This window comes from Parvularcula lutaonensis (assembly GCF_014651915.1).
Classification (GTDB): domain Bacteria; phylum Pseudomonadota; class Alphaproteobacteria; order Caulobacterales; family Parvularculaceae; genus Parvularcula; species Parvularcula lutaonensis.
In genome coordinates, this window is sequence record NZ_BMXU01000001.1 from 65718 (window position 1) to 86581 (window position 20864).

General features: G+C 63.8%; 15 protein-coding genes, 1 tRNA gene and 1 pseudogene. 4 read left to right on the forward strand and 13 right to left on the reverse strand.

Annotated features, from left to right (window positions below):
• Window positions 1-363: 363 nt before the first annotated feature.
• The gene (locus tag IE053_RS00320; RefSeq protein ID WP_189570344.1) at window positions 364-1032 is read right to left on the reverse strand and encodes a YiaD family glycine zipper/OmpA-like lipoprotein; all 669 of its coding nucleotides are present in this window, start codon (window positions 1030-1032) and stop codon (window positions 364-366) included.
• 126 nt (window positions 1033-1158) lie between these two features.
• Between IE053_RS00320 and IE053_RS00325 the strand changes: the two are divergent.
• The 3 genes and pseudogenes from IE053_RS00325 to rsmD all read left to right on the forward strand — a co-directional run.
• A pseudogene (locus IE053_RS00325) lies at window positions 1159-1881 on the forward strand (pseudouridine synthase); the annotation flags it as partial.
• Window positions 1882-1889: 8 nt separating this feature from the next.
• A complete protein-coding gene (locus IE053_RS00330; RefSeq protein WP_189570348.1) occupies window positions 1890-2756 on the forward strand; it encodes a hypothetical protein in 867 nt (288 codons plus the stop codon).
• Window position 2757: 1 nt separating this feature from the next.
• A complete protein-coding gene (gene rsmD, locus IE053_RS00335; RefSeq protein ID WP_189570350.1) occupies window positions 2758-3324 on the forward strand; it encodes a 16S rRNA (guanine(966)-N(2))-methyltransferase RsmD in 567 nt (188 codons plus the stop codon).
• Here rsmD and IE053_RS00340 read toward each other — a convergent pair.
• Window positions 3305-3919, reverse strand: coding sequence for a DUF938 domain-containing protein (locus IE053_RS00340; RefSeq protein ID WP_189570352.1), 615 nt, complete (start codon window positions 3917-3919; stop codon window positions 3305-3307). The genes rsmD and IE053_RS00340 overlap by 20 nt on opposite strands.
• 50 nt (window positions 3920-3969) lie before the next feature.
• Here IE053_RS00340 and IE053_RS00345 point away from each other — a divergent pair.
• Window positions 3970-4043: transfer RNA gene (locus IE053_RS00345), tRNA-Gly, on the forward strand.
• A gap of 20 nt (window positions 4044-4063) precedes the next feature.
• On the opposite strand, the gene leuB is transcribed toward IE053_RS00345, so the two are convergent.
• The 11 genes from leuB to IE053_RS00400 form a co-directional block, all read right to left on the reverse strand.
• Complete coding sequence (gene leuB / locus IE053_RS00350) at window positions 4064-5110, reverse strand: 3-isopropylmalate dehydrogenase (protein WP_189570354.1); 1047 nt, start codon at window positions 5108-5110, stop codon at window positions 4064-4066.
• Window positions 5107-5685 (reverse strand): 3-isopropylmalate dehydratase small subunit, encoded by a 579-nt coding sequence (gene leuD / locus IE053_RS00355; RefSeq protein ID WP_189570356.1) that lies wholly within the window; start codon window positions 5683-5685, stop codon window positions 5107-5109. The genes leuB and leuD overlap by 4 nt, the downstream gene beginning before the upstream one ends.
• Window positions 5685-7085 carry a 3-isopropylmalate dehydratase large subunit gene (gene leuC / locus IE053_RS00360; RefSeq protein WP_189570358.1) on the reverse strand — a complete coding sequence of 467 codons (1401 nt, stop codon included), beginning with the start codon at window positions 7083-7085 and terminating at the stop codon, window positions 5685-5687. Before leuC ends, leuD begins: the two co-directional genes overlap by 1 nt.
• Window positions 7082-8266 carry a 2-isopropylmalate synthase gene (locus tag IE053_RS00365; RefSeq protein WP_189570359.1) on the reverse strand — a complete coding sequence of 395 codons (1185 nt, stop codon included), beginning with the start codon at window positions 8264-8266 and terminating at the stop codon, window positions 7082-7084. Before IE053_RS00365 ends, leuC begins: the two co-directional genes overlap by 4 nt.
• A 9-nt stretch (window positions 8267-8275) precedes the next feature.
• Complete coding sequence (locus tag IE053_RS00370) at window positions 8276-9556, reverse strand: threonine ammonia-lyase (RefSeq protein ID WP_189570361.1); 1281 nt, start codon at window positions 9554-9556, stop codon at window positions 8276-8278.
• Window positions 9540-9863 (reverse strand): ACT domain-containing protein, encoded by a 324-nt coding sequence (locus tag IE053_RS00375; RefSeq protein WP_189570363.1) that lies wholly within the window; start codon window positions 9861-9863, stop codon window positions 9540-9542. Before IE053_RS00375 ends, IE053_RS00370 begins: the two co-directional genes overlap by 17 nt.
• Entirely contained in the window at window positions 9860-11572 is a 1713-nt protein-coding gene (gene ilvG, locus IE053_RS00380) for an acetolactate synthase 2 catalytic subunit (protein WP_373302860.1), read from the reverse strand. The genes IE053_RS00375 and ilvG overlap by 4 nt, the downstream gene beginning before the upstream one ends.
• Before the next feature lie 121 nt (window positions 11573-11693).
• Window positions 11694-12722 carry a ketol-acid reductoisomerase gene (ilvC, locus tag IE053_RS00385; RefSeq protein ID WP_229785993.1) on the reverse strand — a complete coding sequence of 343 codons (1029 nt, stop codon included), beginning with the start codon at window positions 12720-12722 and terminating at the stop codon, window positions 11694-11696.
• Window positions 12723-12725: 3 nt separating this feature from the next.
• Complete coding sequence (ilvD, locus tag IE053_RS00390) at window positions 12726-14387, reverse strand: dihydroxy-acid dehydratase (protein WP_189570365.1); 1662 nt, start codon at window positions 14385-14387, stop codon at window positions 12726-12728.
• Between the two features lie 342 nt (window positions 14388-14729).
• The gene (gltB, locus tag IE053_RS00395; RefSeq protein WP_189570367.1) at window positions 14730-19199 is read right to left on the reverse strand and encodes a glutamate synthase large subunit; all 4470 of its coding nucleotides are present in this window, start codon (window positions 19197-19199) and stop codon (window positions 14730-14732) included.
• Window positions 19196-20680, reverse strand: a complete 1485-nt coding sequence (locus IE053_RS00400) for an NAD(P)-dependent oxidoreductase (protein WP_373302864.1) — start codon at window positions 20678-20680, stop codon at window positions 19196-19198. Before IE053_RS00400 ends, gltB begins: the two co-directional genes overlap by 4 nt.
• Window positions 20681-20864 lie beyond the last annotated feature (184 nt).

Consider the following 20864-nt stretch of genomic DNA (forward strand, 5'->3'; position numbering starts at 1 on the left):
CATCCCCACTGGAGCACCCGGCTAAGGGTGTTCTGATGTAACGGACTTCGCTGCAATTTGTGAAAATTGAGTCAAGACCGATAGCGGCAGACCGCCTGTTTTGACCGTGGCGCCTGGCTTCGGCGCGAAGACGCTGCCGGAGAACGCGCGGCAGCAGGACGCACCCCGCAGCAGTTTAAGTCGGCGTTAACCGTGCCGGGCGATAACTATCGTGCGAGAACCCGTCGGGCTTCAGTCCGGCAGAGCCGGAGAACCGGTTCCCTCCTCCATGAGGGTCGCGAGATAGAAAACGCCCGCGGGAAACCGCGGGCGTTTCGCTTTTCGGGCTGGGCCACCCAACAGGAATGGCCCTGTTCATAAGGCTCAGGCCTGAATCGGAACGAGCTTGATCTCGACACGGCGGTTCATGGCGCGGCCGCTTTCCGTGGAGTTGTCGGCGATCGGCTGGCGCTCACCGAAGCCTTGGGCTTCGATCCTGACGGGCGGCACGCCTTGGGCAACAAGGTAATTCCCGACCGCTTCAGCCCGGCGGACCGAAAGCTGGTCATTATAAGCGTCCGAGCCGGTCGAGTCGGTGTGTCCCTGAACAAGAACCATGGTCTTGTCGAATTCCTGAATGACCTTGGCGACCGAGTTGAGGGTGGCGTAGAAGTCCGGGCGGATCGTCGCTTCGTTCGTGCCGAAGGTGATGTTGCCGGGCATGATCAGGGTGATGTCGTTGCCGTTACGGACCACGCGGACGCCGGTGGCTTCGAGCTCTTGGCGCAGGCGCGCTTCCTGGCGGTCCTGGTAGACGCCGATCGCACCGCCGGTCAGGCCGCCGGTGGTGGCGCCGATGATGGCACCCTTGGTGGCGTCACCGCCCCCGGTGTTGTTGCCGATCACGGCACCCACGATCGCACCGCCAGCGGCGCCGATCACGGCGTTGCGCGCGGTTTTCGATGACTGTTGCTCACCGGTGTAGGGGTTGGTCGTACAACCCGCGATCACCATCGGAGCGGAGAGGGCAGCGGCAATGACAAGCTTCTTCATTCGAAATCTCCGTTCGAAAGCTGGCTAGAGTTCCAGCCTGACGCGCTTCTATATCAGCGTCGCGAAAGCGCGCACGTCGCAATCGCACCAAATTGTATCGGACAGGCGGACTTCATGAGCGAGAGTAACAGCGAACGTATTGCGAAAGTTCTCGCGCGGGCAGGAATTGCTTCGCGCCGGGAGGCCGAGCGTCTCATCGCTGAAGGCCGCATAACCGTTGACGGAGAGGTCCTGACGACCCCTGCGCGCAAGGTCACGGGAGCGGAGGATATCCGGTTCGACGGAGAGCGCATCGGCGCCCCCGATGTGCCGCGGCTGTGGCGATATTACAAACCCGTTGGCCTCGTCACGACGCACAAGGATCCGCAGGGCCGACCTACGGTTTTCGACAATCTGCCTCAGGAGCTTCCTCGGGTGCTCTCGGTCGGGCGGCTGGACCTTACCACGGAAGGGCTTCTCCTGCTGACCAATGACGGGGGCCTCAGCCGTGCGCTCGAATTGCCGAGCACGGGATGGAAACGTCGGTACCGCGTGCGGGCCTACGGACGCGTCAGCCAGGCCAAGCTCGACCGGCTGAAAGATGGCGTCGAGGTCGATGGCGTGCAGTATGGTGGGGTCCAGGCCAGGCTCGACAGCACCCAAGGCGCGAACAACTGGATCACGCTATCGATCACCGAAGGGAAGAACAGGGAGGTGCGCAACATCATGCGCCACCTGGGCCTGACCGTGAACAGGCTGATCCGCGTCGCCTACGGACCTTTCCAGCTCGGCGCTCTCAAGGAAGGTGCGGTGGAGGAAGTCCCCGGCAAGATCCTGAAGGAACAGCTTGGCAAAAAGTTGTCAGCCGAGATCGGCCTGTGAGCCGATTGTTCGACTGCTACATCGCAGTGGACTGGTCGGCCGCCAATGCCCCGGCCAGAGGCAAGGACTCGATCTGGGTCGCCGCACGATGGGCCGAGGGCGGCGCCGAGCATACGCTTTGCGAAAACATCCCGACACGGAGCGAAGCTTCCGAGAGGATCAGCAGTCTCGTCGGTGAGGGCATGGCACAGGGCCGTCGGGTCTTCGTCGGCTTCGATTTCGCCTTCGGTTATCCGGCGGGGTTTGCCGGGCGGATCGGCCGGAAGGGCTGGCAAGACCTCTGGTCGGGCATTGCGGAGGCCGTCGAAGATGATGATCGCAACCGCTCGAACAGGTTCGCAGTGGCCGGGGCCCTGAACGAAAGGCTCGGAGAGCCGGTTTTCTGGGGAAAGCCCCATCAGCATAAGGATCGATACCCATCCCTTCCTGCGAAGAAGCCTTCCCACAGTATGGCGGAAAAGCGTGTCGTGGAGCGCTTGGTCCCGACCGCAAAGTCGGTCTTCCAGATGGCCTACAACGGGGCTGTGGGTAGCCAGAGCCTGCTCGGGATCGCCCGGCTGGAGACGCTGCGCCGACAGGTGGGGGCGAAGGTCTGGCCCTTCGAGACCGGCTTTGTCGAGAAGCTTCCTTCCGGGCCATCGGCCATCTTCGCCGAGATTTATCCCAGCCTCGTCCTTTCCCGCGCGCCCCGCGGCGAGGTGAAGGACGCAGCCCAGGTCAAGGCTGTGACGGCCGGGCTGTCGCGCCGGGATCGCGAGGGCACGCTCCGCCCTCTCCTTGACGCGCCGCCGGGCGTGACGGAGGAGGAGCGCGCAGCGATGCTGCGTGAAGAAGGCTCAATCATTGGTGCGGGAGTCCTGTGAGATGCGCATTGTCGGCGGGGAATTCAGGGGGCGGAGGATCGCGGCGCCTTCGGGGCAGACCACGCGCCCGACAACGGACCGTACGCGGGAGTCGCTTTTCAATATTCTCGCCCATAGACCGGGTTTTGTCTTCGAGGGCGCGCGCGTGCTCGATCTCTTCGCGGGCTCCGGAGCCTTGGGTTTCGAGGCCATGTCTCGCGGAGCCAGTTTCTGCCTCTTCGTAGATACCGATGCAGCGGCACGCGGGGCGATCCGCGATAACGTCGAGGCCCTCGGCCTCTTCGGGAACACGCGCATTCATCGGCGCCCCGCCGACGCGCTCGGCACCAAGCCCGCAGGAGTCGGCGCGCGGTTCGATCTCGTCTTCATGGATCCTCCGTACAGGAAGGACCTGATCACGCCGACTTTGAAGACCTTGGCGGAGGGCGAATGGCTGGCGCCTGGTGCGCTCATCCTCGCCGAACATGCGAAGGGCGAAACCTTCGAGATGCCGGAGGGATTTGGGCACGAAGAGACGCGCAGCTTTGGCGATACGGAGATCGCGTTCCTTACCGCCCCGTCCGCCTGAACAGGACGACATGGTTGTTCGCCGGGACGCGCTCGACATGATCGAGGGTGAGAGCGAAGCGCGCACCCAGCGGTTGCAGCGTGTCGTCGAGGTCGCGAACACCCCATGCCGGATCGCGCATACGGAGCGATTCATCAAAGCGATGATTGCTCTCCTCCATCTCGCCACGCCTGCTCATCGGGCCGTAGAGGAACAGGGCGCCGTTTTCGGGCAAGAGTGCCGCGGCGCCCCGGAACAGGTTCTCGTAGCCGGCGATCGAGGTGATGTGGATCATGTTGATCGCGACTATGGTGTCGACCGGCCTTTCGACCGCCTGCCACCAGCCATCGCGGCGAGTATCAAAACCTTTCGCTTCAGGCTGTCCAAGCTCGGCCATGCGAGCGGTGCTGCTTGCGCGGGCCGCACCGTCGGGGTCTGAGGCTTGCCAGTGGAGATTGGGCATTCGTGCGAGAACGGCCTCGGCATGCTCGCCAGTTCCCGAAGCCAGTTCCAGAACCCGCTCCGCATACGGACAAAGCCGTGCAAAGGCTTCAGCGATGATCTCCTTGTTGCGCGCGGCGCTGGTCGAATAGAGGCGCGGGTCGTCGGTCATCATCTCTCCGGCGTTGACTTGGGCGTGGCCCGCGACCAAATTCGAAGGCCGCGGCGGGTATGATGTAATGGTAGCCTGTCAGCTTCCCAAGCTGAACGCGCGGGTTCGATTCCCGCTACCCGCTCCATTCCCTGACGGTTTCGCTTGTCAAAGCGCGGAGAGGACTGCGTCGAGAGCATCTTTCGTGCTGGCGGAGCCGCCGAGGTCATGGGTGCGGAGCCCGTCCGCGAGGCACCAGGCTACGGCTGCTTCGATGGATGCCGCAGCGGTCTCTTCGCCCGCTGAATGGCGCAGCAGCATCGCCGCCGAGAGGATGGCGCCTATGGGGTTGGCGATGCCCAGGCCTGCGATGTCCGGGGCGCTTCCGTGGATGGGCTCGTAAAGGCCGGGCTTGCCTGCCTCGCCCAGCGACGCGGAAGGCGCGAGGCCGATCGATCCGACCACCGCAGAAAGCTCGTCCGAGAGAATGTCGCCAAATAGGTTCTCGGTGACGACCACGTCAAAGCGTGAAGGGTGGGTGACGAGATGCATGGCCATCGCATCGACAAGGACATGCTCGAGCCTTACGTCGGGATAGCTCTTGTGGACGTCCTCCACCACGCCGCGCCAGAGACGGGACGTGGCGAGGACATTTGCCTTGTCGACCGAGGTCAGCAAACCCTTGCGGCCGCGCGCCGCTTCGAACGCCGTTCGCGCAACCCGCTCGACCTCTTCGCGGGAGTAGGGGAGGCGGTCGAGCGCCCTGTCGCTCCCTTCTTCACGTTCACCGAAATAGAGGCCTCCCGTCAGTTCACGGACGACCAGGATGTCTGTGTCCGCGACCACGCTCTTCCGGAGAGGCGAGGCTTCTTCCAGCCCCTCGAACAGGCGGGAGGGACGGAGGTTCGCGAAGAGACCCATCTCTCGCCTCAGGGCGAGGAGTCCGGCTTCGGGACGCGGGGCGCCTTTCTTCGCGGCCTCGTCGTAGCGCGGGCCACCGACGGCGCCGAGCAGGACAGCATCCGCCCCAAGGCACGCTTCGAGCGTCGCAGGCGGCAGGGGGTCGCCATACTGGTCGATGGCAGCACCACCAAAAGCATGTTCTTCTGTATCAAGAGCAATATTCGAGGATGCGCAGGCGGCGCGCAGGACCGTGACAGCTGTTTCGCAGACCTCGGGGCCAATTCCGTCGCCGGGCAGGATCACGACCTTCATGACATGGATCCCGCGCGTTGTTCGAAGGCTTCGATCTCGGGCAGGGCATCGAGCAGGACACCGAGCGGGTCCTTGCCTTCAAGGAGGCAAAGCCGGGCGAAGGCTTCGGTCTCGAACCGCTCGACATGGTTGCCAAAGCGGATCTCGTTGTCCTCGAGGTCGATCGTCACCTCGGTTGCCGGTTGCTCCATCAGCAGGGTGAGGGTCTCCGGGCTGACCTGCACGGGGAGAAGACCGTTCTTGAGGGCATTCGACCGGAAGATGTCACCGAAGGAGGTTGAGACCACTGCATCGAAGCCAAAGGCCTTGAGTGCCCAGGGAGCATGCTCGCGAGAGCTGCCGCAGCCGAAATTGTCGCCTGCCACAAGGATCCTTTCAGCCTCTCGGTCGGAGTGGTTGAGGGGGTGGTCCGTCTTCTCGCCGTCCTGGCCGTAGCGCCAATCGTGGAAGCAGTATTTCCCGAGGCCCTCGCGGCCGGTCGTCGTCAGGAACCGTGCAGGAATAATCTGGTCCGTATCGATATTGCTCTGGGGCAGGACGAATGTCCTGCTGGTGAGCGTGCGGAACGCCTCCATCAGGCAGCCCTCCTTCTGATCGCGGAAGCATCGCGAATGAAGCCTGCAACAGCACTGGCGGCCGCGGTTGCAGGGCTGGCCAGCACCGTTCTCACACCTTCGCCCTGCCGCCCCCGGAAGTTGCGGTTCGACGTGGAGACCACGAGCTGGCCCGGCTCTCCCTTGTCACCATTCATGGCGATGCACATCGAGCAACCGGGTTCGCGCCACTCGGCTCCTGCTTCCTTGAAGACGAGATCGAGCCCTTCGGCTTCGGCATTGCGCTTGACCTCTTCGGAACCGGGGACAACCAGCATGGTGACGCCATCTGCCACTTTCCGCCCACGGAGGATGGCAGCCGCGGCACGCAGGTCCTCGATTCGGCCATTTGTGCATGAACCCACGAAGACGCGGTCAACCGGAACGGAGCTGATGGGTGCGCCTGCGCTCAGCTGCATGTAATCGAGCGCAGACGCACTCGTTAGGTCACCCGGCAGAGGAACGAGGGACGATGCCGGGACCGCCTCATGGGGGCTGACACCATAGGTGACCATGGGCTGGAGCGCCGAGGCGTCTATCGTGATTTCCTTGTCGAAGACGGCGTCTTCATCGGTCGACAGGCTCAGCCATTCGTCACAGGCCGAGACGAAGTCCGCGGGAACGCCTTCACGTCCCTGAAGGTAGGCAAGGGTCACGGCGTCCGGCGCGATCATCCCGGCCCTTGCGCCAGCTTCGATCGACAGGTTGCAGAGCGTCATCCGACCTTCCATGGAAAGCCCCCGGACTGCAGGGCCTGCATATTCGATCACATGGCCCGTTCCGCCATCCATGCCGAGTTCGGCGATGACGGCGAGGGCCATGTCCTTTGCCGTGACGTCGGCAGGAACCTCGCCCTCGAACTGCACACGGAGTGTTTTCGGCTTGCGCTGGAACAGGCACTGGGTTGCCAGAACATGGCCGACCTCCGTCGTGCCGATCCCGAAGGCGAGAGCGCCGAAAGCGCCATGGGTGCTGGTGTGGCTGTCACCACAGACAACGACCATCCCGGGATGGGTGCGGCCGAGCTCCGGCCCGACCATGTGCACGATGCCGCGGCGCGGGTCGCCAAGGTCCAGAAGTTCGATCCCGTGCTCCTGGCAGTTCCAACGCAAACGCGCGACCTGCTCCTCCGCTGCCTTGGTCGTGTAGGCGAGACGCCCCTCCTTTGCAGGAAGGGTCGGTACGGAGTGGTCGATCGTGCCGAGTGTCAGATCGGGCCGCCTGACTTTGAGCTTGCGCTCAGCAAGCGTCGCGAAGGCCTGGGGGCTGGTCACTTCATGGATCAGGTGCAGGCCGACATGCAGGATTGCGGGCCGGTCCTCTCGTTCCTCCGCAACGACGTTCCGTTCCCAGACCTTGTCGAAAAGCGTCTTCCCGCTCATGCCGTTGCCACCACGCGGTTCGATGCACCCGCCACGAGCGTCCGCAACTGGTCGTCGGTGACCTCATGGAACTCGTCGGCCAGGTGCTTGAAGGCAATGAACAGCGCTTCGCGCGCATCCACAGGGACATCGTGCCCGAGCTCTTCCAGGCGGGCGAAGAGCGCATGCTTGCCGGAGTGCTTGCCGAGAACAAGGCTGCTGACCGGGGCGCCGACATCCTGTGGCTCCATGATCTCGTAGGTTCTCCGGTTGCTGAGCATGCCATGCTGGTGGATGCCGGCTTCGTGGGCGAAGGCGTTGCGGCCGACGACGGCCTTGTTGCGCTGGACCTTCTCCCCGGTGATGTCCTCAAGGGTGCGTGAGGCCTCGTAGAAACGTCGGGTGTCGATGCCTGTCTGGACCTCATAGGTATCACGGCGGGTACGGAGCGCCATGACAGCCTCCTCCATGGCGCAATTGCCTGCGCGCTCGCCGATGCCGTTGATGGTGCATTCGATCTGGCGAACGCCCGCCCGGACCGCAGCGAGGCTGTTGGCGACGGCCATGCCCAGGTCGTCATGGCAGTGGGTCGAGAACACAACGTCGTCAGACGGCTCCACAGCCTCGATGAGGTAGCGGAAGACCTCGAATGTTTCCTCGGGCGTAAAGTAACCCACCGTGTCCGGAACGTTCAGCGTGCTAGCCCCCGCCTCGGCTGCGGTCTTGAGGCATTCGGCGAGGAAAGTTTTCTCCGTCCGCATGGCGTCTTCGGCGGAGAACTCCACATCCTCGAACAGCTCTCTTGCGTAGCGCACGCCGTGGTCGATCGCGTCGAGGACTTCGCCCTTGCGCATTTTCAGCTTGTGCTCCCGGTGTGTGGGGCTCGTGCCGATGAAGACGTGGGCGCGCTTGCGCGGCGCTGCGGCAAGAGCTTCCGCCGCAATGTCGATGTCCCTTTCGGTCACGCGGGCGAGGGAGCAGACGATCGGGCCGTCCGCCTCTTCTGCGATCGCCTTGACCGCTTCGAGGTCGCCCGGCGAAGCCGCAGCAAACCCAGCCTCTATCACATCGACGTTCAGCGCCGAGAGCACCCTGGCCATCCTCAGCTTACCCTTCATGGTCATGGAAAAGCCGGGGCTCTGCTCTCCATCCCGGAGAGTGGTGTCAAAGATCCGAACGTGGGAGGGCGGGTGATAGGTCATGATCTCTCCTCAGTAGTTCGCAAGTTCGACATCGAGTCCTTCCGCACGCAGAGCGCCGATGATGCGGTCCATGTGCTCGGGTCCCGTGGCCTCGACGGAAATGTCGAGATGGGTTTCCTTGGCGGGCAAGTCGTTGAAGACCTTGTGATAGGCAACGTCGATGACGTTCCCCCCTGCCTCTCCAATGGCGGCGGAGACGCGGGTCAGCTGTCCGGGAACGTCCATCAGGGCGATGCGCAGGCGGGCAAGTCGTCTTTGGCGCGCAAGGTCGCGCATCAGGATTGATGACAGGAGTCGGGCGTCAATGTTTCCGCCGCAGATGACGCTGCCAACTTTCCGGCCAGTGAACAGGGTCGGGTGGGCGAGTATCGCCGCTAGCCCTGCGGCCCCTGCACCTTCGGCAAGGGTCTTCTGGGTGCTGAGGAGAATGGAGAGAGCCCGTTCGAGGTCGCGTTCCTCCACCATGACGATCTTGTCGACCAGTTCGGCCACCACCTGCCGGGTCAGGCGACCTGGGCGACAGACGGCGATCCCTTCGGCGAGGGTCATCCCCCCGCACGGCCTTGCCGCTCCGTGGACGGCATTGAGCATACCCGGATAGAGTGCGGCCTGCACGCCGATGATGCGGATATCGGGGTTGAGGCTCTTCGCCACCGACGCCATGCCTGCTATCAGGCCGCCCCCGCCAATCGGCACGACGAGGGTGTCGATGTCGGGCACCTGCGCGAGCATTTCCGCGGCGATGGTGCCTTGGCCTGCGCAGACGTGGGGATCGTCAAAGGGATGAACGAGGGTCAGGCCTTGTTCCTTGATGAGACGGTCGGCCTCCTCGCTGGCCGTGTCGAAGCCGTCGCCGTGCAGGATGACCTCGGCACCGAAGCGCCGGGTTTCCTCGACCTTCACGGAAGGCGTATGCGCAGGCATGACAATCACGGCACGGATGCCCAAAAGCTCCGCGTGCCGCGCAAGACCCTGGGCATGGTTGCCGGCAGAGGCGGCGATGACGCCGGCTGCGCGCTCGGCTTCGGTCAACGACAGCAGCTTTGCCAGCGCGCCGCGTTCCTTGAATGCCCCGGTGACCTGCATGTTCTCGTACTTGAAATGCAGGTCGCAGCCCGTGAGGGCAGACAGCTTGGTGCTTTTCAGGCACGGCGTCTGGGCCACACGGGACCAGGCCGGGTCATGCTTGCCGATGACCGCCAGCCAGTCGGCATCGTCCAGCCCGAGCGGGTTGGCAGGCGGCGCGGGCGCTACGGACGGCTCGGCGACCGCTTCAGATGACAGCCGCATGGGGGATCTCCTTCCAGCGACTCGGTTTCTCCCGGCTGCGGCGCTCGAGCTTGACGTGGCGGACATTAACGAGACGCTCGATCTGCAGGCGGAGGGTCTCGACAGACCGGCCCTTCCCGGTCGGTGAAACCTGCACGCGGGTCTCGACGCCACCTTCGGTCTCCTCGACCAGGAGTGAACGCACCGACCAGCCCCTCTGCTCAATGACTGTCCAGATCCGGCGAAGTGTCCCGTTCACGTCGTCCGAGATAATCGTGAAAGTCTCGATCGTTCCCCGGCGGGTGTTGGGGTTGATGTGCAGGCTCATCGTCCGCCCTCCATCATTTCGCTGTTTGACTTGCCCGGCGCGACCAGCGGCCAGACATTCTCGGCCGGGTCGATGATGACGTGCATGAAGATCGGCCCTTCAGCGGCGAGCAGCCGGTCGATCCCGGCTGCAACCTCCGAGCGCCGGGAGACCGTGAAGGCCTCTATGCCGAAAGCCTCCGCGACCTTCGCGAAATCAGGGTTATCGGACAGGTCGATCTCGGAGAAATTGCCATCGAAGAAAAGCTCCTGCCACTGACGGACCATGCCAAGGCGTGAATTGTTCAGAACGATAACCTTGAGGGGGATGCCGTACCGCCGGAGGGTGGCAAGCTCCTGGATGTTCATCATGATCCCGCCGTCGCCGGAAATCGACACGACCGTGCTGTCAGGTTCGGCAAGCTGGGCGCCGATGGCTGTTGGCAGGCTGAAGCCCATGGAGCCGAGCCCGCCCGAGGTCAGGTGAGCCTCGGGTCGGGAGAAATGGCAGTGCTGTGCCACCCACATCTGGTGCTGGCCGACATCGGGCACAGCGACGAAGCGGTCGCCCGCCGCGAGGGACAATTCGCGCAAGAGAGTGGGGGCATACACTCCCTCTCCCGGGGCGTCGTATCGGGGCGCAAACTCCTCGCGACGGGCAATTCCGAGCTGGACCCAGGCGGAAATGTCACCGGGCTCGGGGTTGAGGCTGCGAACGGCCGGGCGCATCGCGCCGTGTACGGACACGTCGGCGTGGCGCAGCTTGGAAATCTCGCTGGCATCGCAGTCGAAATGGATCACCTTGGCGTGGGGGGCAAAGGTATCGAGCTTGCCGGTGGCGCGGTCGTCGAACCGCCCGCCGATATTGATGAGGAGGTCGCACTCCTGCACCGCCAAGTTGGCTGCGCGAGCACCGTGCATTCCGATCATGCCGAGAAGCTGGGGGTGATCCGTTGGCAGCACGCCGTTTCCGTGGAGCGTGCACACGGCTGGGATGCCAGACCGCTCGACGAGGGCGCGAACATCACCCGTAGCGCCTGCGCGGGTGATGCCGCCGCCGAGGTAGAAGAGGGGCTTGTCCGCATCACGAATGGCAGCCTCGGCGCGGCGCAATCCGTCATCGTCAAGTTCGATGACCTGCGCCTCGCGCGCGGGGGAGGTGGCGGCTTTTGCCATCGCCTGCTGAACGTCCTTGGGCAGATCGATCAGGACGGGCCCTGGACGGCCGCTCTCGGCGACCTCGAAGGCCTCGGCGAAGACACCCGGAATATCTGCGGCATCCCGGACGATATAGCTGTGTTTCACGATCGGCATGGTGATGCCGAAAGTGTCGACTTCCTGGAAGGCGTCGGTCCCCATCACAGGCTGGGCAACCTGCCCGGTGATCGCAATCATCGGGACCGAGTCCATGTAGGCGTCGGCGATTCCCGTCACGAGGTTCGTAGCTCCGGGGCCGGAGGTTGCAAGGCAGACGCCGGCCTTCCGTGTCATCCTTCCGTAGGCGGCCGCGGCAAAGGCCGCGCCCTGTTCGTGGCGGCAGAGGATATGGCGCAGGCCCGAGCCAGGGAGGGCGTCATAGACCGGCATGATCGCGCCGCCCGGATAGCCGAAAACGGTGTCGACCCCTTGCGCAAGGATTGCTTCGACGACGAGCTGCGCCCCTGATCGCGGCGCGGCTTCGGTGTCGGCCTCTTCGCTCTCTGTCAGGGTTTCAGCGGCGGAACCTGTCACGGCGCGCTCCCCATGAAGAAAGCGAAGTCCGTGCCTTGGGCTTCACGGCGCGGCTTGGTGGCGCGCGCAGGCTTCAAAGGTTTGGCTGCCGGCTTTTTCGCCGACCGTTTTTCCTCGGCCATCATGCGGTCTCCGCATTGTTCGCGCCCGGACCAGCATTCAGCCAGCTCATCTGGGCGCGGAGCTGACGGCCGGTCTCCTCGATCGGATGCTCGAGATCGGCGCGCAGCATCTGGTTGTAGGACGGCTTCCCGGCCTGGTTCTCGATGATCCAATCGCGGGCGAAGTTGCCGTTCTGGATATCCTTCAGCACGGCGCGCATTTTCTCGCGGGAGTTCTCATCCACGACACGGGGACCCGATTTCAGGTCGCCATAGATCGCGGTCTCGGAGATGAACTCGTGCATCTTTGCGAGGCCGCCCTCGTGAAGCAGGTCGACGATCAACTTCAACTCGTGCAGGCATTCGTAATAGGCGAGCTCTGGCGGGTAGCCTGCCTCGGTCAGGGTTTCGAAGCCCATGACCACGAGTTCCGTCGCGCCGCCGCAAAGGACGGCCTGTTCGCCGAAAAGATCCGTCTCCGTTTCATCGCGGAAGCTGGTCTCAAAGAGCGCGGCTTCGGTGCCGCCGATCGAGTCGGCATAGGCGATGGCCTTGTCTTTCGCGGTGCCACTTGCGTCCTGATGGACAGCGAAGAGGCAGGGAACACCGCGGCCCCGCTCGTATTCGCGACGAACGAGGTCACCGGGGCCCTTGGGAGCAACGAGGATCACATCGATATCCCGAGGTGGCGTGACGAGACCATAGAGAACCGAAAATCCGTGGGCGAACATCAGTGTGTTGCCTGGCTCCAGGCCGGGAGCGACAGCATTCGCGAAGATTTCCTTGTGCGCCATGTCCGGCGCGGTGAGCGCGATGAAATCGCCTTCCTTCGCTGCGTCCTCGGGACTCATCACACGAAAGCCGTCCTCTTCAGCCTTGTGCCAGGAGGGGCCACCTTTCCGGGCACCGATGATAACCTCGCGTCCTGAATCGCGGGCATTCATCGCGTGGGCGCGGCCTTGGCTGCCATAGCCGATCACGGCGATGACCTTGCCCTCGAGAACGGGTTTCACGTCTTCTTTGGTGTAGGCCTTCAGGGTGTTCGCCATTGCTCAGTATCCTTCTGTTGTGGTGGCGCCGCGACTCGCAGAGGAGGCGAGGCGGGCATATTTGTCGAAGACGCCGCCGAAACGGCGCGGCTCGCGCTGGGGCTGCGCACCGGCGCGGGCATCCCAGTCGATGTCTGCATCAATGCGGCGGACGTCTGCATCGATCTCGATGATGTCGCCCTCGGCGAGGAGGCCGATAGGCCCGCCCATCGCCGCTTCGGGTGCGATATGGCCGATGACGAAGCCGTGGCTCGCGCCGGAGAAACGACCATCCGTCATCAGAGCGACCTTGCCAGCAAGGCCCTGTCCGGCGAGGGCGGCGGTCACGGCCAGCATCTCCCGCATTCCCGGACCGCCGCGCGGCCCCTCGTTCCGGATGACAACGACGTCGCCTTCCTTGATTTCGCAGGCCTGCACGGCGGCGAAGGCGTCTTCCTCGCATTCGAAAACGCGGGCCGGGCCACGAAAGACGGCATTGTCATAACCGGCCGTCTTGAACACCGAACCTTCGGGGGCGATGTCGCCATAGAGAATGCGGATGCCGCCCTGCTTCTTCACAGGGTTCGACACTGGACGGACGACTTGCTGACCGGGCGTTTCCTCAGCGAGATCCAGCTCGCCGAACAGCGACCGCCCACTGACGGTCGGGGTGTCCTCCAGAAGCCCCGCTTCACGCAGCTTCTGGCCGAACAGCCGACCGCCGCCGGCCGCGAAGAGGTCCTGGGCCAGGAACCGGCCGCCGGGCTTCATGTCGGCGATCACCGGGGTCTCGCGGCTCAGCCTATCGAAAATCTCGATATCGAAGGGTACACCCGCTTCGGTCGCGATGGCGGCGAGGTGGAGGACGGCGTTGGTGCTGCCGCCCGAGGCGACCACGGAGACGGCTGCATTATGCAGGCTCTCCTTCGTGACGTAATGGCGCGCGCCTTTGCCGAGCGCGTTCTCCGCGACCAGGCGGCCACAGCGTTCTGCTTCGGCACTTTTGCGAACGTCCGTCGCGGGAACATCCCCTGCGCCGAAAGGTGCAAGGCCAAGGAAGGCCAGCGCCATCGCCATGGTGTTGGCCGTGAACTGGCCACCGCAAGCACCTGCACCGGGGCAGGCTGCTTTCTCGACCTGCTCGAGTTCGGCGTCATCGATCTTACCCTGGCCGTGGGCACCGACGGCTTCGAAGGCATCCTGGATCGACAGCTGGCGTTTCCCAAGGCAACCTGCCGCTATCGTCCCGCCGTAGAAAATCACGCCGGGTACGTCGCATCGCGCCAGCGCCATGGCGGCAGCAGGAAGGGTCTTGTCACAGCCCACCATGACCATTGCGGCATCAAGGGCGTGACCTCGGACGACCAGCTCCACGCAATCCGCGATCACCTCGCGGCTGACGAGGCTGGCGCGCATCCCTTCATGGCCCATGGTGATGCCGTCCGAGACAACCGGGGCGCCGAAGGTCATCGGCCAGCCACCCGCCGCGCGGATGCCCTCGACCGCAGGTTCGGCCAGGGCGCCCAGATGCATGTTGCACGGTGTGACGGTTGAGTGGGTGTTGACCAGCGCGACCAGCGGACGGTCGAAATCCTCGTCGGTCATGCCCGTCGCGCGCAACATGGCGCGCGCTGCGGCCCTGTCGGGGCCTTTGGTGATCTGGTCGCTGCGTTTTCTCGTGGTCATTTGGGGCTTTGGCTGGGTTCAGGTCAAAAAAAAGCTCCCCGTCGGGGAGCTGGTGATCGGTTGCTGATGACAGTCAGTCCGATGCCGCTCCCGCAGGGCTGTTGCTAATAAGGAGTACAAGGACGATCGGCAGCACGCCTTCCGAAGAAGGGCCGGTGAGGTTCGAAACGGTCACGGTCGTCGCCATGGTCTTGGAGCCGCTCTTTTGCCGTCAGGCGCTGCGTTAGCCTTAGGTATCACCACTACTGCTGCGGCGCAACAGGAAACTGGCAGAAGCCTGCAAAAAGATGGTTAACACTGCATCTTTTTGCCATGCACATGATTTCGGTTGGCGTTATCCACTTACGCCTTCGCGCGCGCCGTGGGTTCCGCGTCATTCGCTGAGTTGCGCTCTTGTGCTTTAGGAAGAACAAGACGGAACAAGGACTTAGCCTCTTCCCAACGGCCCAGGAGCTCCTGGCCCAGTGTGCTTCCCGTCTCATTGACGTGGCGTTCCAGAAGGGCGCGGCAATCGGGCTCCATGTGACCGAGGGGCACCCAGACCACGTGCTCTGGATTGGCCAACGCATCGAGCGCTCCGTGTTCGTCATAGACGAAGGCACGGCCTCCGGTCATGCCGGCTGCGAAATTGTCACCGACCGGGCCGAGGATCATCACGGTACCACCCGTCATGTACTCGCAGCCATTGGCTCCACAGCCTTCGACCACTGCCGTCGCCCCTGAATTCCTGACCGCGAAGCGCTCGCCTGCACGGCCCGCGACGAAAAGCGAGCCAGAGGTCGCGCCGTAGAGGCAAGTGTTGCCTGCCAGGACGAAACCCTTGCCGCCTTCGCCCTTGAAGCCACGGATGACGATTTCAGCACCGGACAGGCCCTTGCCGACATAGTCATTGGCATCGCCCTCGACCTCGATCCTCAAACCCTCTGCACCGAAGGCTGCGAGGGACTGGCCAGCAGAGCCGAGCAACCGCACCGTCAGATGGCCGGCGGGAAGGCCGCCGAACTGGCTGACGATGTGATGACTCGTCCGTGTGCCAACAGCCCTGTGGGTATTCTTCACCGTGTAGGTGAGCTGCATCTTCTCGCGGCGCTGCCAAACCGGCGCTGCGTCGGCGACGATCTGCTCGTCGAGGGTCGGATCGACTTCCTTGCGGCCCTCGCGCGTGGAACGGGGAGGCCGGGGGCCCTCATCGGCGCGAACCAGGACCGGGTTGAGGTCGAGGTCGTCGAGGAAGTCGGGACCGCGGCTGAACTGGCGAAGGAGATCCGAGCGCCCGATCACGTCTTCGAGGCTCCTGACGCCGAGGCCTGCAAGGATTTCGCGCACTTCCTCGGCGATGAACGTCATCAGGTTGACCACGTGATCCGCGGTACCGACGAATTTCTCGCGCAGCGCCTGGTCCTGTGTGCAGACACCGACGGGACAGGTATTGGAGTGGCACTGCCGCACCATCAGGCAACCCATGGCCACGAGCGACAGGGTTCCAATGCCGAATTCCTCGGCACCCAGCATGGCCGCAATGACGATGTCGCGGCCTGTGCGCAGTCCGCCATCGGTCCGCAGGGTAACGTCTTCGCGCAGGTCGTTGAGGGTCAGGACCTGGTTGGCTTCAGCAAGACCCAGCTCCCACGGGCTGCCGGCGAACTTGATGGAGGTCTGCGGACTCGCGCCCGTGCCGCCGACATGTCCCGAGATCAGGATCGCATCCGCCTTGGCCTTCGCGACACCCGCGGCGATCGTACCGACGCCCGCCGAACTCACGAGCTTCACGCAGACGCGCGCCTTGGGTGCGATCTGCTTCAGGTCGTAGATCAACTGGGCGAGGTCTTCGATCGAATAAATGTCATGGTGTGGAGGAGGCGAGATCAGTGTCACGCCTTCGGTCGCATGGCGCAGCCGCGCGATATAGGCATTGACCTTGAAGCCGGGCAGCTGTCCGCCTTCGCCGGGTTTTGCGCCCTGGGCGACCTTGATCTCGATTTCGCGGCACTGGTTGAGGTATTCCGCCGTCACGCCGAAACGGCCGGATGCCACCTGCTTGATGGCCGAGTTCATGTTATCGCCGTTGGGCAGGGGGGTGTAGCGGTCGCGGTCCTCGCCACCTTCTCCGCTCACGGATTTTGCTCCGATGCGGTTCATGGCGACATTGAGAACGCCGTGTGCCTCCGGGCTCAAGGCGCCGAGGGACATTCCGGGCGTTACGAAGCGTTGGCGGATGGCGTTGATGCTCTCGACCTGATCGACAGGGACGGCGTCCCCGAACTGCCGGAACGTCAGGAGATCGCGCAACTGGATCGGCCCCTCTTCCGCTAGTGCTTCCGAGAACCGTTTGTAAGCGGTGTAATCATTTTCGCGCACGGCCTTCTGGAGGTCCGCGATCATCTTCGCCTGATAGGCATGGCGCTCGCTCTCGGCGCGCACCCGATAAAAGCCGCCAACCGGCAGCCGGGTTACGCCGCCATCTTCGGGCCAGGCCTTGGCGTGGAGAGCGAGACCTTTCTTCTCGAGACCTTCGAGCCCGATACCGGAAATCCGAGACGAGGCGTCGGGGAAGAACTCGGCAAGCAGGGTGCGCGAGAGGCCCAGCGTCTCGAAGTTACAGCCCCCTCTGTAGGCGGAGAGAACTGAAACCCCCATCTTGGACAGGATCTTCAGGAGACCGTTCTCGACGGCAGTCTTGTAGGCCAGGCATGCTTGCCCCAGCGTCTTGCCGGGGTAGCGGCCTGCGGCGTGGTGGTCCGCGATCGTGTCAAAGGCGAGGTAGGGACTGACGCAGGTCGTCCCCACACCGATCAGGACGGCAGCATAGTGGCTGTCGACGCATTCCGCCGACCGCACCGTGAAGGAGCATTCGGAGCGCAGGTTGGCCTCGATCAGGCTGCGATGAACGCCGCCTGCTGCAAGGATCATCGGCACGGGAAGGCGATCAGGGCCCTGCGCCTCATCCGAGAGCACCACGTGGCTGTGTCCGGCCCGGACGGCATCGCAGGCCTGTTCGCGGATGCGCTCGAGGGCTTCGTGGAGCGCGCGGCCCGAGCCGTCTGCATCCTTGTAGGTGCAGTCGATGACTTTCGCGCCGAGGCGCCGCTTCATCCGCTCATACATCCCGTTGGTCAGAATCGGGCCATCGAGAACGAAAACGTCTGTCTGCGTCTCATCCTGTGCAAGGATGTTTCCCAGGTTCTTGAAGCGTGTCTTCAGCGACATGACCCGGCCTTCGCGCAACGGGTCGATGGGCGGATTGGTCACCTGGCTGAATCGCTGGCGGAAATAGTGCGAGAGCGGACGGTATTGTTCGGATAGCACCGCGAGGGGCGTGTCGTCGCCCATTGACCCGATTGCCTCTTTCGCCTCCATGACCATCGGTTTGAGGATCAGCTCGAGATCTTCCTGCGTGTATCCGGCAGCAACCTGGCGGTGCCGGAGTTCGTCGGGCTCGAAAAGCCGGTCTTCGGGTCCAGGGCCGATCTCGCTGTCGAGCTCGGTGACATTCTTGAGCCATTCCTTGTACGGATGGGCCTTGGTCAGGAGGTCGCGCGTTTCTTCTGCGTCGTAGAAATAGCCTTTCTCAAGGTCGACCGCGATCATGCCACCTGCGGGAACCGCGCCCCGGTGGGTGATGGTCTTGCCATCGAGCGGACACATGCCGGTTTCCGAACCGACCGCGAGCAGGCCGTCTTCTGTCAGCGCATAGCGGAGCGGCCGCAGCCCGTTTCGGTCGAGCCCGGCCACCGCCCAGCGACCGTCGAAACCGCAAATGGCGGCGGGTCCGTCCCATGGCTCCATCACGGAGTTGCAATACTCGTAGAGCGCCTGGACCTTCGGGCTCATGGAGGAGCCGCGCTTCGACCAGGCTTCGGGGATCAGGAGCGCCTTTGCCATCGGCGCAGTCCTTCCCGCACGGACCAGAAGCTCGAAGGCCGCATCGAGCGCCGCGGAGTCGGAGGAGGCCGGCTGGATGACCGGCTTCACATCTTCACCATGCGGACCGAATGCTTCCGCGGTCATCTTGACTTCGTGGGCACGCATCCAGTTGGTATTGCCCTTCAGCGTGTTGATCTCACCATTGTGGGCAAGCATCCGGAAGGGTTGTGCCAGCCGCCATTCGGGGAAGGTGTTGGTCGAGTAGCGCTGGTGGAAGATCGCAAAGGAGCTGACGAAGCGCTCGTCCCGCAGGTCGTGATAGAACCTGTCGATTTCCTCGGCGAGGAACATGCCCTTGTAGATGATGTCCCGCGGGCTGAGTGAGCAGACGTAGAAGTCCAGCAGGCGCTCAGCAAGCGCCTGCTTCTCGATCCGCCGGCGGACGATGTAGAGTGTCCGTTCGAGTTCGTCGTTGGGCCGGCCTGCCGGGTCATGGAACAGGATCTGCTCGATTTCGGGGCGAACGTCGTTCGCCTTGCGGCCGATGACCGTGGAATCCACGGGCGTCTGGCGCCAGCCATAGAGCTTGAAGCCAAAGCGCAGGACCTCCGTTTCGACGATCGTCCTTGCGCGATCCTGCGCGTTGAAATCCGTCCGTGGAAGGAAGACCTGGCCGACGCAGACTGGCGCGCGTGTCGGCTCGTGGCCGCCCTGGGCGATCTTCTCCCGGAAAAATTCCTGTGCCACGTCGAGGCGCAGTCCTGCGCCATCACCGGTCTTGCCATCAGAAGCCACGGCGCCGCGGTGCCACACAGCCTTCAGTGCAGCGATGGCGCGGGTGACGACCTCTCGCCGGGGCTTGCCGTCGATGGCGGCGACAAGGCCGACGCCACAGGCATCGTGCTCATCACGGGGGTCATAAAGTCCGAAAGCGGATGGTCTGGTCATGGGGTCACCGGTTCGTAGGCGCGGGGGTCGTAGGATGGCTGCTGCTTGCCGACGGTCATGACGTCGGCAGCTGCGCTGCGTGCTGAGATGTAGTCGTGGATACCCGCCGCAGCCTTGCGGCCGTCGTGGATGGCCCAGACGACAAGGCTCGCCCCGCGGACGATGTCGCCGGCCGCGAAGACGCCGGGGAGGGAGGTCTGGAAACTGCGAGGATCGGCCTTGATGGTGCCGTGCCGGGTCAGGCGGAGGTCTGGCTCGCCGAACGCTGCCGGAAGATCCTCGGGCGAGAAGCCGAGCGCCTTGATGACGAGATCGGCCTCGAGATCGACTTCTTGGCCCGGAACCTCCTCAGGGGTCTGACGACCGGAGATGTCAGGCGGACCAAGGCGCATTTTCGCCACGCGGACGCCCTGGAGGCTCTCGGCATCGCCCAGCACCAGCTTGGGGTTCGACAGCCAGCGGAAGGCAACGCCTTCTTCTTCGGCATTCTGCACTTCGCGGGCGCTGCCGGGCATGTTGTCCTTGTCCCTGCGGTAGACACAGGTCACGGAAACCGCGTCCTGCCTGATGGCTGTCCGAACGCAGTCCATGGCGGTATCGCCCCCGCCGATGACGACGACCCTCTTGCCGCGGGCGTTCAACGAGCCGTCATCGAAGGCCGGGACATCATCGCCTAAGCCTTTCCGGTTGGACGCGGTGAGGTAGTCGAGAGCCCTGACGACGCCGTGGCCGCCTGCGCCCGGGACAGGAAGCTCCCGCGCCTTGTAGACACCGGTCGCGATCAGGACGGCGTCGTGTTTCTTTCGAAGCTCAGCAAACGGAACGGTGCCGCCGATGTCCTGGTTCTGGAGGAAGGTGACACCGGAGTCTTTCAGTCGCTGGACCCTGCGCGCGACAACGTCCTTTTCGAGCTTGAAACCGGGGATACCGTAAATCAGGAGCCCGCCCGCCCGGTCGTAGCGGTCGTAGATCGTCACCTGGTAGCCAAGATGCCGGAGCATGTCCGCCGCCGAAAGACCTGCGGGCCCCGCACCGATGATGCCGATCGTCTCCGTGCGTTCACGGCGCGGCTTGATTGGTCCGATCCAGCCTTCCTTCCAGGCATTGTCAGTGATGTATTGCTCCACCGCGCCGATCGTCACCGTGCCATGCCCGGATTGCTCGATGACACAGGAGCCTTCGCACAGGCGGTCCTGTGGGCAGATGCGGCCACACACTTCGGGCATCGACGAGGTCGAGGCGGATAGCTCGTAAGCCTCCCTGAGATCCCCGTCGGCGGCGAGGCGCAGCCAGTCGGGGATATGATTGCCAAGCGGGCAGCCTGACGAGCAGAACGGCACCCCGCATTGCGAACAGCGCGATGCCTGCGCCTCCGCCTGGCGTTCCTGGAAGCCTTTGTAGATCTCCTCGAAGTCTTCCTTTCGGAGATCCGCCGCCCTCTTTTCGGGCGTCGAGCGTGGGGTATCCACGAAGCGGAGCATGTCGGTCATGGCAAATCTCCTTGGGAGGATCGGCGTAGGGGGCGAGCGTGCGCGATAGAAAAATCTACGATCAAATGCAAGCTTGGCAAAAAACACTACGCAATTTTGCGTGCGCTGCAATCTGTTCCGGGCGTTGCGGCACCCTGCATAGCCGCGTATCAGCCGGGACAAGCCGTGGGAGACA

What these genes read in the sequence shown, in the direction of transcription:
- IE053_RS00340 (WP_189570352.1), bottom strand. Translation starts at nt 3,919, where the DNA reads ATGATGACCGACGACCCGCGCCTCTATTCGACCAGCGCCGCGCGCAAC.
- IE053_RS00320 (WP_189570344.1), bottom strand. Translation starts at nt 1,032, where the DNA reads ATGAAGAAGCTTGTCATTGCCGCTGCCCTCTCCGCTCCGATGGTGATC.
- ilvD (WP_189570365.1), bottom strand. Translation starts at nt 14,387, where the DNA reads ATGACCACGAGAAAACGCAGCGACCAGATCACCAAAGGCCCCGACAGG.
- rsmD (WP_189570350.1), top strand. Translation starts at nt 2,758, where the DNA reads ATGCGCATTGTCGGCGGGGAATTCAGGGGGCGGAGGATCGCGGCGCCT.
- gltB (WP_189570367.1), bottom strand. Translation starts at nt 19,199, where the DNA reads ATGACCAGACCATCCGCTTTCGGACTTTATGACCCCCGTGATGAGCAC.
- leuB (WP_189570354.1), bottom strand. Translation starts at nt 5,110, where the DNA reads ATGAAGGTCGTGATCCTGCCCGGCGACGGAATTGGCCCCGAGGTCTGC.
- IE053_RS00375 (WP_189570363.1), bottom strand. Translation starts at nt 9,863, where the DNA reads ATGAGCCTGCACATCAACCCCAACACCCGCCGGGGAACGATCGAGACT.
- leuC (WP_189570358.1), bottom strand. Translation starts at nt 7,085, where the DNA reads ATGAGCGGGAAGACGCTTTTCGACAAGGTCTGGGAACGGAACGTCGTT.
- ilvC (WP_229785993.1), bottom strand. Translation starts at nt 12,722, where the DNA reads ATGGCGAACACCCTGAAGGCCTACACCAAAGAAGACGTGAAACCCGTT.
- IE053_RS00400 (WP_373302864.1), bottom strand. Translation starts at nt 20,680, where the DNA reads ATGCTCCGCTTCGTGGATACCCCACGCTCGACGCCCGAAAAGAGGGCG.
- IE053_RS00370 (WP_189570361.1), bottom strand. Translation starts at nt 9,556, where the DNA reads ATGCGGCTGTCATCTGAAGCGGTCGCCGAGCCGTCCGTAGCGCCCGCG.
- leuD (WP_189570356.1), bottom strand. Translation starts at nt 5,685, where the DNA reads ATGGAGGCGTTCCGCACGCTCACCAGCAGGACATTCGTCCTGCCCCAG.
- IE053_RS00365 (WP_189570359.1), bottom strand. Translation starts at nt 8,266, where the DNA reads ATGACCTATCACCCGCCCTCCCACGTTCGGATCTTTGACACCACTCTC.